The organism is Pirellulales bacterium (genome assembly GCA_033762255.1).
In the GTDB taxonomy this organism is placed as follows: domain Bacteria; phylum Planctomycetota; class Planctomycetia; order Pirellulales; family JALHPA01; genus JANRLT01.
The window spans coordinates 29534-43660 of record JANRLT010000052.1; the positions used below are offsets into that span (position 1 = coordinate 29534).

Consider the following 14127-nt stretch of genomic DNA (forward strand, 5'->3'; position numbering starts at 1 on the left):
GACTTATCATGGACCCGTTTGGCATGCAATCACGCTCGGCCCCGCAGGGGCGGCGCTCTGTTCCGTTTGTCGCCCGCCTTTTGCCAATCATGATTGGGCTGGGGGGGGTGATGGTTTTTTTGGCGACCAATTGCAAGCCCGGGCCATTTGGGCGCAATCAGGTGCTGGCTTTGTCGCTGGATGACGAGAAAAACCTGGGGAAGCAAGCCTTTGTCCAGGCGCTAAGCAGCGAAAAGGTCCTTGACGAACGCGTCCAGCGTATTAGCCAGGTAGAAAAGGACTTGGTGACGCGGGTCGAATACATTACCGCCCGCTTGATCGCCGCCGCGCGCGATCCCAATGTGCTCAAGCTAGCCAAAGTGCCCGAGGACACGTTTGAATGGGAAGTCCGCGTGGTGGAAAATGACACACCCAACGCGTATTGCCTGCCCGGGGGGAAAATGGTCGTGTACACGGGAATTATTCCGGTGGCGTATAATGACGCCGCGCTCGCGGCGGTGATCGGCCATGAGATCTCGCATGCGTTGTTTCGGCATGGGAATGAGCGAATGTCCACCGAGAAAGCCCAGCAAATGGCGGCGATGGCCGCTGCGGGGGCGTTTAGCGACGATGTCCGCCAGCAGCAGTTTGTGATGGCGGCGTTTGGCATCGGGACCAAGGTGGGCATCACGCTCCCCTTTAACCGCAGCCACGAGCTAGAGGCCGATCGTATGGGCGTGGTGCTGATGGCGGCCGCGGGCTATCCGCCAGAGGAATCGATTCGCTTTTGGGAGCGTATGGGCAAACTGGCCGGGGGGGCCAAACCGCCGGAATACCTTTCGACACATCCGTCGGACTCCACCCGCATGAGTGAATTAACCGAGTGGATGCCCACCGCGCAGCCCTACTATGATTCATCACAAAAGCAGCGGGTGCAGGTCTTGCCGGGATTGCGGGCGGAACGCCAATAGCGCATGTCCAGCCTCGCTTGTGGGATATAATTCCCTAAAATGGCAAGGTACGCCCAGGGGGCCGTGGTTGGCGGGATAGGCCCCAAAGCGGCAAGATCGTTATAAAAACTAGACTTTTCTGGATATTTCCGGCGTTGAGGATTGATTTGGGGACTTGACCCGTCCCCGTCTTGGCCGAAAAATATTCAGTGGTCGGACGCTTGCCCCTCTCTTTACCTATTCCCCTCCGCCATGAGTCACTAATGTCACAATTGGCGCGACTTGCGATTGGCCGTTTGCAATGCGACGCGGATTTACGTCCGCTGTTGTGGGGGATGTGGGATGCCATTGACCGCGAAGGCTTGCGCCTGCAAACCTTTCAAAGTCGCGCCAGTTATGAGCCGGTCGACGCCGCGACATCCATCACGGGGCTTTGCCCGCGGCATTTGGATAGCTGGCTGATGGATCCCGCGCGGGTACGGCAGCTCTTTGCCCGCGCCGCCAAACAGAGCGACTTGTCAATTTTGTGGGGCGATTTATTTGCTCCCGGCGTCGAATGTCCCGTGGCCGGCTCGCGGGATGCCCTTGGCCCGGGCAAGCCAGGCTGCCTTGCCAATTATTCCGCGCCCGAACGGAGCCGCTGCAGCGATTTGGCAAATTGGCTGCAAATGCCAACCTTGGGCGTGGTGCATGTCGCCCGCTTGCAGAACTGCCGCTGGCCCGCGCGGCCGGCCAATATCAGCGGACTGATCCTGGATGGACTGGCCGATGACCGCGATTTTTACTATTGGAAAACACAATTCGAAGCCTTATGGAATGTGCCGGTGTTGGGGGGGATGGCTTTGTGCCCCCCACTGCGGGAACAAGTGATCCGCTTGCAACCGGGCGAAGAACCCCCCCGTGAACTTTGCCGCCTTCTGGGACATGAATTACTGCGGCATACTTCGGCACAATTGCTCATCAGCCTGGGACAACAAGCCCTGTCGTGGGTGCTCGATGACGCGGGCGCTGCCGTTGTGCAAATCGAGCCCCCCGCGTCGGGCTATGGCCTGCGCCCGCGCATCGCCGTGGCCTATGATGACGCGTTTCATTGCTACTTTCCCGATGTCCTGGAAGAGTGTGAATTAGCCGGGGCGGAGGTTGTCGATTTTTCGCCGCTGCGGGATGAATCCCTGCCCGCCGATACGGATTTGGTCTATATCGGCTGCGGGCATCCTTACCGATTTGCCAGCCAGCTTGGCTCCAACACCTGTTTGCAATCCGCGTTAAAAGAGCATGTTTGCCAGGGAAAGCGAATCTACGCCGAAGGAGGGGGACTGGCGTATTTGGCGCGAGAACTGGTTTTGCCCGATCAGACGCGTTTGCCCATGCTGGGCATTCTACCGGCGATTGTGGAGTTAGGTCCCAGTTTGCAGCGAGCGCGCGGATTTGAGCAAGCCCTGGAGGCCAAATCCTGGTTGGGAGAAGCGGGGCAGTTTTTGCGCGGGTATCACAATTGCAATTGGTCGATTCGCCCGCTGGATCGGGTGCAAATGCTCCTCAAATCCCCCGCCGGCGAGCCACTCATGATTGCCCGGCACCACGCCATTGGCAGCACGGTGCATTTGCACTTTGCGGCGGCGGGGCAGTTAATCCAAAATCTGTTGCGCCCCTGCCCCGCGTCGTTGGATTGGGCGGGACGGTGATCCCCCCTGGCTGGGCGTGTTACACGTCCACCGTCGGCAAGCCGACATATAGCTGCAAAATTTGGCTTTGCACCTTGATCGCGCGCAGCAGCACCCAGATCTGTTCGGGCGAGAATTTATCCGGGTCCGTGCTAGCCAAACGTTCCAGGTCTTCGGCCATGGCGGCATGCTGGTCGGTCGCTTGTTGCAACCGCAAACCCATTTCTTGCCAGGCCTGGGCCAGCAAGGATTCGTCACGCAGTTCGTCTAATTCTTCCACCTGATTGGTCAATAACAGGCACAGGCGGGCCACATCCCGCGGGGGAGCCTGGGGCTCCAGGCGTTCAATCAATAAGGCCAAGTCGTGGCATCGCATACGCGCACCTAAAAAGTGGAAAAAGTGACTGGCATTGCGTGGCTGACAGCCTGGCAATACCCCTGCAAATCTTGGCCGCGCCGGATAAGTAAAGCGCGGTCCCACCCGGGAAAAGGGGCGGGGCAGGTTTTAACAAAAGTCGCCAGGCCAGGACTGAGGCCCCGTCGTCAATGGCCCAGGCGGGCACTTCCTTTTGAAACCTGACAAATCGTAGCTTGCAAAAGAACGCAAATCTGGGAAATTAGGGAGAGAAAATTCAATCTTTTTGCCAAAAATGCCACCGGAATTTACCCCCGCGGCGCACTTGGCAACGGTTTTTCCGATCGTAACGGCATTTTTTACCAATGGAACTTTAAATGGCGGAATTGGGTGTAAATATCGATCATGTCGCCACACTGCGGCAAGCCCGCCGCACCTACGAGCCGGACCCCGTGTGGGCGGCGGTGTTGGCGGAATTGGGGGGGGCGGATGGCATCACCATTCACCTGCGCGAAGATCGCCGCCATATCCAAGACCGCGATCTAGAGGTCTTGCGGCGAACCGTGACGGTCAAGCTCAATTTAGAACTGGCGTGCAGCCGCGAAATTGTCGATGTGGCGTGTCGGGTGCACTGTGATCAAGCGACCCTCGTCCCTGAAAAACGGGAGGAAATCACGACCGAGGGGGGGCTGGATGTCATTGGGCATCGGTCCGCAGTCGCCCAGGCCGTGGCGCAACTGCGGGAAAATGGCATTATTGTCAGTTTATTTATCGACCCCGACGAAGAGCAAATTCGCGCCAGTCGCGATCTGGGAGTGGAGGCGGTGGAGTTGCATACCGGCTCTTACGCCCACGCGCGGGTTGGTTCGGCCCGGGAATTGGAGTTGTGCAAATTGGCCAATGCCGGCCGTTTGGTAAGGGAATTGGGCCTGACCCTGCACGCGGGGCATGGTTTGAATTATCATAATGTGCGGCCAGTGGCGCAAATCCCCGGCATGTCCGAGTTAAACATCGGCCATGCCATCATGGCCCGGGCCATGTATGTGGGGATGACCGCCGCCGTGCGAGAAATGAAGTCGCTCATATCCCCGGTTTAGGCTGAAACGCCGCGAACGACGGTGCGCATCAATTTATGCCCCTCCACGCCGCCAGCCTATTTTGTGATGCCTAGCTTTTCATTTGGCAAGTAGCCAAAGTTGTAGCGGGCCTTGAGTTTTCTTTTACCCCCCTCCCCCGTGCCGTTATGACTCCATCCCGCCATGTGCTAATCACTGGCCTGGGAATTGTCTGCCCTTGGGGAATTGGCAAAGAGGCCCTGTGGAGTCAATGGCAAGCGGGCCGCGGCGGCATCCGGCGAATCACTCAATTCGACCCCACGGGATTGCCCGTGGAATACGGCGGCGAAGTCCCGGACTTTGAGCCTAAGGAACATGTTCGCCCCCGCAAAAGCCTGAAAGTAATGTCGCGGGAAATCCAGTTTGCCTTTACCGCGGCGGACCTGGCTATGCGCGATGCCCGGTTGCGCGTGGGGACATTTCCACCAGAGCGGCTGGGGGTGGTCTTTGGCGCGGATATGATTTATTGCGATGCCTGGGAATTGATCGAACCGATTCAGGCCTGCATGCCTACTGGAAAATTTGAGTTTAACCGCTGGGCAACAGAAGGTTTACCGCGGATCATGCCGCTCTGGCTGCTAAAATACTTGCCCAATATGCCCGCCAGCCATGTGGCCATTGCCAACGACGCGCGGGGGCCCTGCAACAGCATTATTTTGAACGATGTCAGCGGGTTGACCGCCCTGGCGGAAGGGGTGCGCCTGATAGAGCGGAATTTAGTGGATCTGGTGATTGTGGGCGGAGTAGGGGCGCGGCTGCATCCCACGACGATTACCTTTCGCGTCGAGCAGTATTTAGCCCGTGGGACGGATGATCCCGCGACAGTCTGTCGGCCTTTTGGATTGCAGCGGGCGGGACAGGCCCTCGGGGAAGGGGCTGGCGCGCTGATTTTGGAATCCGCTGAACATGCCGCCGCCCGGCAAGCAACCAGCTACGGTCGGGTGGCCGGTTACGCCCTACGGCACGAGCCCCGCCGCGCTGGCCAGCCCCCCCGCGGCATCGCCGTGGCCGCCGCGCTGCGGGCCTGTCTGGAGGCGGCGCGAATCGATCCCGCGGAACTTAGCCATGTAAATTGCCAGGGGTTGGGGACGGAGCCGCATGATCAAGCGGAAGCCGACGTCCTGGCCCGAACGGTGGGGCGGGTGCCGGTATGCGCGCTCAAAGGGGCGTGGGGCAACATCGGGGCGGGAAGCGGACCTTTAGAGTTGGCCGCGTCCCTGTTGGCCCAGCAAACGGGTGTATTACCTCCCAATATCAACACGCGTCCACGCGATCCAGCCTGTCCGGTCTGGTCCGATGCCGCTGAACCTATACCCTTGGAACGGCGGGCCTTTGTCAAGTATAACTTTTCGATGACGGGACAAGCGGCGGCGGTCTGCGTCCAGACAGAGGGGTAGTGCTACGTCACCATGGCTGATTTGAGTTGGACGGATCAGCCATGGAACGCTAATTCAGCTTTGCAGCGGAAAATCCTTTGGGCTAGCGCCCACCGGCTGTTCCCAAACTAAAAATTGACACAGCAACTTATTCGTTAATCAATGATACGACACCTTGCCTGGGGGGTCGTTAAAGTATCTACATTGTGGTTACTGGCTTAATAATTGTTCGCAAGGCGCCAGCGAGCATCGGCAGAGCAAACGGCTGTGCCAGGACCGCGGCCAGCCCGGCAAGCAACAACTGTCGGCGTTCGTAATCGCGGGGAAAGTCCACGAGCGCGATGCCGGGGACGCCGGGATATGTCTGTTGATAATTAACCCAAGCGGACAAAATTGAATCCAGCGCGCCTGCTCCGCAGAGTACAACGGCCGCCGGTGTGGTCATCATAGGAGGTGTGGCATTTCCATGCGTCTGGTGGTCACTAGTGAATTGGCGCGCTTGATAACCCAGCGTGGAGATAGCTTGGCAAACACTATCGCGCAGGGAAGCCGCTCTCCCCCATACTTCGATCACTTCCAAAGGTCGATGTGAGGGCAACAAGCCCCCACTGGCCGCGGATTGTTCCCCTGAAGTGAATTCGGCGGTCAGCAAAATTTGCTCAGCGAGGCTTTGCGTTGGAAAGGGGTGCGGAAGCCGCGTCGCCCCGTTCAGTTGGTGTTTTTCGGGGGAAAAGCTCCGTTGCCGCCACCACAGCGGAAACTCGGCGCAGGGGATGCGCTGCGCTAGCGGCCAAGGGATGCCGCTACGGTTTTCGCCTTCGTGCCAGGCTGTTGTGAGATGACACCACGGGACAAGCGGCCACGCCGCGGCGATAATCCCCTGGTCCGCCCGATTTAACTCTCCGGGATAATTCTCAAACAGTAATATCGCCGCTGGCGGTGGCAACTGGCGTCCCACCCATAACCACAGCGTGGCCAAGTCTGGGCAACAACGGACGCGGGCGGAATTGCTTATATGCGAAAGGGCGGTTTGTGCCTCGGACGCGGCGGTGGATCCCACCCAAATCAATTCCGGCGGGTGAAAATCATTGTGGTCAAAATAAGAGTTGAGGGGAATCACGATGCGTCCGCCAGAAAAGTGGTTTCAGCGTCGCGGATGATAGCGAGGACGTTTTGCGGTGAATCCGCGGCGCGCAGGCCTTCCAACACGTTTGGTGCCACGATTAAGCGGCTGATGCGTGCCAGGATTTGCAGGTGGGATTTATCCTCCAGCATGCAAATCAAAAAAAACAGATCCGTGGGAATATTGCGGCTATTGCCAAAGGGGATGCCGCTAGGCAATCGCCCCAAGGCCACAAAGGCATCCCCCAAGATATGTGTTTGCGGGCGCCGCGCGTGCAACAGCGCGACCCCCTGCTCGAGCGCGGTGCTTTGCAGTTCTTCGCGGGCCTTAAGCGCGGCGGCCAATTTATCGTTATCCCACACTAGCCCGGTGCGGGCGGCCACCGCCACAATTGCCGGAAAAACCGCGGGACGGGTGCGGGCGTCCAAATTCAGTTCAATCGCCGCTGGCAGCAGCAACTCCGATAGCGTTAATTGAGCGCCGGCAGTCTGGCTTTGCGGCCCGCGTAAGACGGTTTCCATATCAGCCAGGTCTTCGGGATTTGAGCCGCCGATTCGCTGTTCGAGCCACTGATGAATTTCTTGTTCGGAAAAACGCCATTCGCCCCGCAGTCGGCGCGCCGGAATTTGACCCCGCTCGGCGAGGCGCAGCAGTTTATCCGGCGATAAATGCAGATAATCGGCCAAACGCGACAGGTCAAATTCGGTGCCGGACATCATCGACCCGGGGGCAAAAGGGAAAAACACCACCATTTCCTACTGTAACGCCTGCGGGCTTTTTAAGCTAGCAAAGCTGGTCTTTTGCTAGCATGGCGCGGTCGGCGGCGTTTTATAAAAATGCCCAAAACCAGTCTTGACCCAATTGGTGAAATCTTGAAAATCCCTCCCTCAGTGGACAGATCAGCAAACCCAGTTGATCGGTCTGTTCCCACCAGGCCTGTCCGTCGGGCAAGGAGGTCCCGCATGGCACGCTCGCATAAAAAATCCCACCCAGAGATATCGCTGCGGACGTTGTTTCCGCGGGCGGGTTGGCAGCATTGCCAGGATATCGTCTGCCGCCGCGCGGTTCGTCGCCCGGCGGAGATTCGTTCCGGTGACCTGTATGCCGTCTTTGAAACCGAAGATGTCGATAGCCTGGCCGGCGCGGTGCAGGCCCGGCAGTTTGGCGCGACAGCGCTGTTGGTGGAGCAGCTTTTGCCCCTTGATGTGCCGCAGTGCATTGTGCCCAATGTTCCCGCCGCCTATGCCCGTGTGAGGCAGGCGTTGGCCGGTGATCCGGCGGAAGTTCTCTCCCCGATCGCGGTGGTCGGTTCCCTGGGTAAGACCGTCGCCTCTTGGTTGATTTCCGGTGTCTTGGGTGAATCCGCCGTGTGTGGATTTCGCGGTACGTTGGGGTGCTCAGATGGAACCGAGTTTGTTCCGGGCGCGGGGGATGGCGACTGGCCCGCGGATACCGCCCTGTGGCTGGCCGCCTGTGTCAAGGCCAAGGCGACGCATGCGGTCATGGAGGTTCCTTTTGCGGCACTTGCCCGTCAAGAGTTGGCGGGGTTGGGTTTTTCCGCGATTTGCTTGACGAATCTGTTTCGTCACGCCGGGGAAGACCATGCCGCCTGGGCGCGCTCGCGCGAAAATTTTACCGCTATCATGAATTTTTTGCGGGCCGGCGGGACTTGTGTCGCCAATATTGATGATCCCTTCTGTCGTGAATTGTCCCAGACTCGCGGCGTGCCAGTGTTGACGGTCGCCTTGGGGCGCACCGCGGATGTCACCGCCAGGTTGTTAGAGCGTAGTCTGGCCGAGCAAACGTTTTTGTTGACCGCCGGAGCGGAAACCGTCCCCGTGCGCACCCGGTTGACGGGGGACGCCCACCTAGAGGCCTGTCTGCTGGCCGCGGGGGTGGGGTTGTTGCGGGGGTTAAGTTTAGTGGAGATCGCGCGCGGCCTGGAAACGGTGGAGCAGATACCCGGCCGCTGGGAGCGAATCGAGGCGGGACAGCCGTTTGGCGTGTTTGTGGATGCGGCAAATAACGCCGAGTCGCTTAACTCCACGCTGGAATCGCTGCGCGGCGTGACGGCGGGACGTCTGATTACGGTCTTTGGCACCAATGGCGGGGTTCCACTCCGGCAACGCGCCCGGATTGGCCAAACCCTGGAGGCGATGTCGGATCTGGTGGTCATGACCGATGGTTGGCACCCCACGGACGACAGCGCGGCTTTGGTGCTGGATTTGTTAAAAGGGTGCGAAAGTCTGGAGCAAGTGGTGCGCAAGCCCGATCGGGCCCATGCGATCCGCTGGGCTTTGGCCGAGGCTCGACCGGGGGATGTTGTGCTGGTCGCGGGTCCCGATAACGGGCCTTTTCCCGGTGTGGAAGGGGGTGACTTATCCCGCGATGACCGAGAGGTAATTCACAGTTGGTTGGCCGAATATAACCGACATTTTCCCCTGGTCGCAACCAATCGGCAGTCCGCCGCCAAAAATCGTTAGCGGTAAATGGCAAACGCCTGACGTACATAGGGATATTTGAGTGGAAAGCTGGGTGACCATCGGCGATTTGGAGTTGGCTGTGGGTGGCCGGATGCGCTGGGGGGATTTGCCTCCGCTCCGGGGTGAGCATACGCCCTTGGGAATGATTCGCGGCAAATTGTCAGAAGTCCTGCCCGGTGATGTTTATTGGCCCTGCGAGTCCTTGGGCGAACGCCCAAATTTACTCGCGGAAGAGGCCTACACCCAGGGTGCCCTGGGGGTGGTTATTGCCGGGCGGCGGGTTGTACCCTGGGCTGGTTGCTGGTCCTTGGAGGTGGACTGCGCGGCGCGGGCGTGGCGGGATTGGCAAGGTTGGCTGGTCCGGCATGCGGCTGCAAACCTAGGAAAAGCCAACAACGCATCCACCCTATATCGATTGGATGCCGGTCACCGGGCGGAAACTTCGTTTTTTGAAGGGGAGACCGCGCGGCGCGTGGTCTGGAGCCTGGCGCGTCAGGTTGAAGAACTCAAAGAGGCTTGGGATTGAAATTTGGCCGACATGAATGCTAGCCGCCGGATGGAAATGAGGGCGGGACATTAAAAAATATATTTCGACCATGTGTGTGGATTCCGTTGCTAGCGCCAAAAGTTTGCGGGAACTTGCGGTGCTCCCCTCCCTCCTGGGTGGAAGTGCACACTGCCGTGCCAGGGTTACTGGGTCAATCCTGTCACGGCGGACTTCGCAGCGGAATCCAAGACTGAGGCCGGAAAGGCTTGCCTTTCCGGCCTCAGGGGACCACGGTGTCGGGGTGCGGCGGGCTGCGCCGCACCCCACAGCCGATATCTCTTCATCAGCTTGCGGGTATTTGGACAGAGGGATCTGCGGTCTGAATTACCCGGCCGCCAAGCCGGAAAACAACCCGCCAATCCCCCTGCGGGAGACCGATCCCTGGACGGCACTGGCCAAAATGTTCAAAATTGGTCATAACTGGGGATTACTGTTCCTCGGTTTTAGGTGTCCAACGTTCCCACATTACGCAACCACTTTTGCCGTTATTTCGCATGCCGTTGCTTACCGGTTTTGAAAAAATCGTCCGCCAGCAAGAACTGCTCGCCCCGCATACGTGGTTTGGGTTAGGCGGAAATGCGGAATTTTTCGCCGAACCAAATTCACTCGAGGAATTAGCCGCACTGGTGCGCCGTGCCCAGGATGAGCAACTTCCGGTCCGAATTCTGGGGGGCGGGTCAAACATTCTTGTCCGTGATGAAGGGGTAAAGGGAGTCGTGGTGCGGCTTTCGGCCCCCGCTTTTTTACAATTGCGCGCATTCAAACATGGCGTTTCGGCGGGTGGGGGGGTAAAGCTGGGGCAACTCATCTCACTGGCGGTGCGCGAGGGCTTTGGCGGATTGGAATCGCTGGTGGGAATACCCGGCACGGTGGGAGGGGCTTTGCATGGCAATGCGGGGGGGCAATCGGGCGATATTGGCCAATTTACCCAACGCGCCACGGTTTTGACCCGCCGGGGGGAGATTTTAGTTCGTGAACGAAAGGACTTGGTGTTTGCCTCGCGCCAAAGCAGCCTCGACGAACTGGTGATCCTGGATGCTGAATTTGTCATGGAGCGAGAAAATCCCGAAGAACTTACCAAGCGGATGCAAAAACAGTGGATCATGAAAAAAGCGGTCCAACCGATGGGCCATCAAAACACCGGTCAGATCTTTAAGAATCCCCGCGGGGTGGATGCCGGGCAATTGATCGAACAAGCCGGCTTAAAGGGAGCCCGCGTGGGAAATGTCGAGGTCAATGACCGCCACGCCAATTTTTTTGTCGCGGAGCCAGCGGCCACCACGGCCGAGGTATTGCGTTTAATCGATTTTGTGCGGGATAAGGTGCTGGAAAGAGTGGGGGTCGAGTTGGAATTGGAAATTGAAATTTGGTAACGGCGGACACTGGCAACTTTTGGGCGGCGCAAGGAGGCGGGCCTTGGCAAAAGCAAAAATAACAAATTCAGATCCACCGCCCGCTGGCCCAGGTATCCTTTCCCGCGCGAAAGGTTGGTTGTCCGCCAGTGGCGGAACGCTGTTGGTGTTTCTGTTGGCGGGTGGTGCGGTTTGGGCCTTGTGGCAAAATGTGCGGCACTCTGTGCTGGCCAGGCAAGATTACTTGCTAGAACCGCGGGAAGTGCGGATTACCCCCCTGCCCCCCTGGATTCGGACCGATATCAAGTCCGAGGCGCTGCGCGCGGCGAGTTTGGACCCCCCGCTGTCCCTCTTGGACGAAAAATTGCCGCAACGACTCGAACGGGCGTTGGCGTTACATCCTTGGGTGGAACGGGTGAATCGGGTGCAGTTGCGTTATCCAGCGGCGGTGGAAATTGAGCTGATCTACCGCCAACCCGTGGCCATGCTGGAGGTGTCAGAGGGCTTGTTGCCTGTGGATAAAAATTGCGTTATTTTGCCCACCGCCGATTTTACGCCGCTGGACACCAAAAATTATCTGCGGTTAGCCGGATTACCCTTTACCCAAACGGTGACCGCCGGCAGTGTCTGGAACGAGCCGTTGGCCAAAAGCGCGGTGCAACTAGCCGTCCGCTTGCAAGATGTGCGAATACCCGCCAAACTAAGCAAAATATCCTGGGTGCCGGCCCCCCATGCGGCGCGCGATTGGGAGCGGCAGTTCGTTCTGGAGACCCAAACGGGCAAACAACTTATTTGGGGCGAGCCAATCGGCCGCGAGCAACCAGGTGAACCGGATGCCACGGCTAAACTGGCGGCACTGCAAAAAATCCTCTCCGCTCCGGCGGGATTAGAGGGACTGCTGGAGCTAATGAATTTGGACCTGAGCCAACCCCAAAACTGGCCCGCGGAGCTGCGCCTGTCCACTAATTCCCGTCGCCTGCCTTAATTATTCATAAATAATGATGCGCTAAACATAAATTCATGGCCCCCGATGTCCGTAGATACCTCTCCACGCAATCCCACCCCCCAATACCAGCCGATCCTGCATGTCGCGCTGTACCATCCCGAGATCCCCTACAACACGGGTAATATCGGCCGGAGTTGCGTGGCCGTGGGGGCCAAGCTGTGGTTGATCGAACCGCTGGGATTTCAGATCAATGACTATTACTTGCGCCGCGCGGGATTGGATTATTGGGAACTGCTAGAGTGGGAAATCGTCCCCTCGTGGGAGGCCTTGGTCCAAAAACTGCCTGCCGCTCGATATTGGCTGCTAACCAAATATGGCACGCGGCATTATACAGAAGTTAGCTACCAGCCGGGGGACGTGCTAGTCTTTGGTAGCGAATCCAGTGGTTTGCCCCCGGAACTGGTGCGGGAACGCGCGGACAGCGCCTTGCGTATTCCCATGCGGCCAGAGATGCGCAGCCTGAACCTTAGCAACACCGCCGCCATATTGATGTACGAAGCGCTCCGCCAGTGGTCGGTGGAGGATACGGACAGCCTGCCGCGAATGGGGATTCGCTGAGCAAGCGGCGCGTTGGTTTTAATTCTTCGCTGGCTGAATGAGCAGATCAATCTTGCCCGGCTGGCAAAGCTTGTTCATTTCCACGGTAAGTGACTGGCATTTTTCCCGCATTTCCGACAGGGAAAGTCCCGCGGCAATTCCCGGACGCTGATGACCCACTTCGCTGAGCCAAGCCAGTTTTTGCAACTCGCTAGATTGCCTACAGATCTTCAAAAGTTCGCGCGCGGTTTGTTGGCGCGGCGTGTCTAAATAAGTGTCCAGATTAATCCCCGCGGCCAGTTCCTCATGGGTGACCATGGATAAGATTTGCTCGTTCCAGCAGAGATTGTACTTGCCAGGTTCCAGTCCGGTGATCTTTATGATCTGCGCATTCCAGCGGGCGGCGCGAGCGACGGGTACTAACTCTTTGGACCAGGTAGTCTCCTGGGGAAAAGGAGGGTGGGCGGTATAAAGGATCCGCAGCGCCGGGCCGGTGTGCTGAATGTCCAGATCGGCGGGCATGGTGGCGCGGGGCGCATTGTCAGGTTGGGCAACTTCCCGCCGCGAGGCGTCGTATTCCACCCGCGTTGTGAGCGGCACGATCCGTAATGTCTCCAGCACGTTTTCCGCCACCAGCCAATGACCAGCGGAATCAAAGTGTATGCCATCCCCCGCCAGATTCACGGTGGCTTTCTTTTGCCGCGCTTCCCGCCAGGCACGGGTCAGGCTTTGATGCAGATCCACCACCGGCAAGTCCGGTCGTGCCCGGTTTTGCAGCCACGTGGAATAACCTTGCAAGACCTGGTCGTAATCCCGATACGGCGTCTTGTAGCCGTAATCGGCGGCCCCCGCCGGTAGCGCGCTGGGAAGTTCCTGGCCGGTAAAAGGGGGTGGTGTCATTAAAATGAGCTTGGCTCCGCTTTGCTGCACGACATGAATCAACTGTTCCATTCCTTGCTCGTACGCTCGTTGCCGATCCTTCCCAGGAGGCCAATAAATCCCGTCATTCATTCCATAACATGCAAAGACCACGTCCGGCTTGATTTTTTGCAGCGCGCGTTCCAACCGTTCATGCACATTAGGACGTGGAAATGGATGATCCCGCTCGGTCAGGCCGGTTACCCCCTCGCTGGGGAGACCATGATTGATAAATTGCCAGGTGTTATCCGGATGACGAATTTTCAGACACGTTTGCAACATCGCCACGTAATCCCCGGAAAACGTATTGCTATCTCCTAAAAATAAGAGGATGGCTCCCGGTTTGAGGTCCGGTTCCGCGGCGACGGCTTTAATAGCCGGACTCCACACGGCCCCGATGATGCTAATCATCAAAGCTAGACATGCCGAAAGAATGCGACTGCGAACGGCGAACGGCAGGGGGGTTGGCTGGTGCATCATGGCTGCTTGAGTGGCGGAAAGGGGGGTGGTGGGAGTACCGGAGCTTTATCATAAACGATTGCCAGTCATAAGTTTACAGATTTTCCACTCCTTTTGTGGCGAGAAAGGATTAAGATACATATGAACGAGGCATGTTCAGCAGATTTTTCCTGGAAAAACTTATGAAAACTGTTGTCACGGGGGGAACGGGTTTTGTCGGGCCGCGGTTATTGCGATTGTTGGAGCAGCCAACAGTTTTAACC

General features: G+C 58.2%; 13 protein-coding genes. 9 read left to right on the top strand and 4 right to left on the bottom strand.

The annotated features are described in order from the left end of the window. Nucleotides 1-23: 23 nt before the first annotated feature. A complete protein-coding gene (locus tag SFX18_15105; protein ID MDX1964479.1) occupies nucleotides 24-950 on the top strand; it encodes a M48 family metallopeptidase in 927 nt (308 codons plus the stop codon). A 242-nt stretch (nucleotides 951-1192) separates the two neighbouring features. Next, complete coding sequence (locus tag SFX18_15110; GenBank protein ID MDX1964480.1) at nucleotides 1193-2614, top strand: hypothetical protein; 1422 nt, start codon at nucleotides 1193-1195, stop codon at nucleotides 2612-2614. Between the two features lie 19 nt (nucleotides 2615-2633). Here SFX18_15110 and SFX18_15115 read toward each other — a convergent pair whose 3' ends face one another. Continuing rightward, entirely contained in the window at nucleotides 2634-2969 is a 336-nt protein-coding gene (locus SFX18_15115; protein ID MDX1964481.1) for a hypothetical protein, read from the bottom strand. Between the two features lie 356 nt (nucleotides 2970-3325). Between SFX18_15115 and SFX18_15120 the strand changes: the two genes are divergently transcribed. After that, nucleotides 3326-4045 (top strand): pyridoxine 5'-phosphate synthase, encoded by a 720-nt coding sequence (locus tag SFX18_15120; protein ID MDX1964482.1) that lies wholly within the window; start codon nucleotides 3326-3328, stop codon nucleotides 4043-4045. A gap of 146 nt (nucleotides 4046-4191) precedes the next feature. After that, nucleotides 4192-5460, top strand: a complete 1269-nt coding sequence (locus tag SFX18_15125) for a beta-ketoacyl-[acyl-carrier-protein] synthase family protein (protein MDX1964483.1) — start codon at nucleotides 4192-4194, stop codon at nucleotides 5458-5460. 178 nt (nucleotides 5461-5638) lie between these two features. On the opposite strand, the gene SFX18_15130 is transcribed toward SFX18_15125, so the two are convergent. Together SFX18_15130 and SFX18_15135 are read right to left on the bottom strand one after the other, a co-directional pair. Next, nucleotides 5639-6559: a hypothetical protein gene (locus SFX18_15130; GenBank protein ID MDX1964484.1), complete on the bottom strand. Its 921-nt coding sequence runs from the start codon at nucleotides 6557-6559 to the stop codon at nucleotides 5639-5641. Continuing rightward, entirely contained in the window at nucleotides 6556-7278 is a 723-nt protein-coding gene (locus tag SFX18_15135; GenBank protein MDX1964485.1) for a PTS sugar transporter subunit IIA, read from the bottom strand. The genes SFX18_15130 and SFX18_15135 overlap by 4 nt, the downstream gene beginning before the upstream one ends. A 246-nt stretch (nucleotides 7279-7524) precedes the next feature. Here SFX18_15135 and SFX18_15140 point away from each other — a divergent pair, with 246 nt between their 5' ends. The 5 genes from SFX18_15140 to SFX18_15160 all read left to right on the top strand — a co-directional run bounded on the left by SFX18_15140 (nucleotide 7525) and on the right by SFX18_15160 (nucleotide 12508). After that, nucleotides 7525-9045: a Mur ligase family protein gene (locus SFX18_15140; GenBank protein ID MDX1964486.1), complete on the top strand. Its 1521-nt coding sequence runs from the start codon at nucleotides 7525-7527 to the stop codon at nucleotides 9043-9045. 40 nt (nucleotides 9046-9085) lie between these two features. Beyond that, complete coding sequence (locus SFX18_15145; protein MDX1964487.1) at nucleotides 9086-9571, top strand: hypothetical protein; 486 nt, start codon at nucleotides 9086-9088, stop codon at nucleotides 9569-9571. 515 nt (nucleotides 9572-10086) lie between these two features. Then, the gene (gene murB / locus SFX18_15150) at nucleotides 10087-10965 is read left to right on the top strand and encodes a UDP-N-acetylmuramate dehydrogenase (GenBank protein ID MDX1964488.1); all 879 of its coding nucleotides are present in this window, start codon (nucleotides 10087-10089) and stop codon (nucleotides 10963-10965) included. 43 nt (nucleotides 10966-11008) lie between these two features. Further along, nucleotides 11009-11929, top strand: a complete 921-nt coding sequence (locus SFX18_15155) for a hypothetical protein (GenBank protein ID MDX1964489.1) — start codon at nucleotides 11009-11011, stop codon at nucleotides 11927-11929. A 45-nt stretch (nucleotides 11930-11974) separates the two neighbouring features. After that, a complete protein-coding gene (locus SFX18_15160; protein MDX1964490.1) occupies nucleotides 11975-12508 on the top strand; it encodes a tRNA (cytidine(34)-2'-O)-methyltransferase in 534 nt (177 codons plus the stop codon). A gap of 18 nt (nucleotides 12509-12526) precedes the next feature. On the opposite strand, the gene SFX18_15165 is transcribed toward SFX18_15160, so the two are convergent. Next, entirely contained in the window at nucleotides 12527-13885 is a 1359-nt protein-coding gene (locus SFX18_15165; protein MDX1964491.1) for an SGNH/GDSL hydrolase family protein, read from the bottom strand. Nucleotides 13886-14127: the final 242 nt, after the last annotated feature.

Excerpts from the sequence above, each read along its gene's own strand:
- SFX18_15105 (MDX1964479.1), top strand. The coding sequence starts at position 24 with ATGCAATCACGCTCGGCCCCGCAGGGGCGGCGCTCTGTTCCGTTTGTC.
- SFX18_15110 (MDX1964480.1), top strand. The coding sequence starts at position 1,193 with ATGTCACAATTGGCGCGACTTGCGATTGGCCGTTTGCAATGCGACGCG.
- SFX18_15115 (MDX1964481.1), bottom strand. The coding sequence starts at position 2,969 with ATGCGATGCCACGACTTGGCCTTATTGATTGAACGCCTGGAGCCCCAG.
- SFX18_15120 (MDX1964482.1), top strand. The coding sequence starts at position 3,326 with ATGGCGGAATTGGGTGTAAATATCGATCATGTCGCCACACTGCGGCAA.
- SFX18_15125 (MDX1964483.1), top strand. The coding sequence starts at position 4,192 with ATGACTCCATCCCGCCATGTGCTAATCACTGGCCTGGGAATTGTCTGC.
- SFX18_15135 (MDX1964485.1), bottom strand. The coding sequence starts at position 7,278 with ATGTCCGGCACCGAATTTGACCTGTCGCGTTTGGCCGATTATCTGCAT.
- SFX18_15140 (MDX1964486.1), top strand. The coding sequence starts at position 7,525 with ATGGCACGCTCGCATAAAAAATCCCACCCAGAGATATCGCTGCGGACG.
- murB (MDX1964488.1), top strand. The coding sequence starts at position 10,087 with ATGCCGTTGCTTACCGGTTTTGAAAAAATCGTCCGCCAGCAAGAACTG.
- SFX18_15160 (MDX1964490.1), top strand. The coding sequence starts at position 11,975 with ATGTCCGTAGATACCTCTCCACGCAATCCCACCCCCCAATACCAGCCG.
- SFX18_15165 (MDX1964491.1), bottom strand. The coding sequence starts at position 13,885 with ATGATGCACCAGCCAACCCCCCTGCCGTTCGCCGTTCGCAGTCGCATT.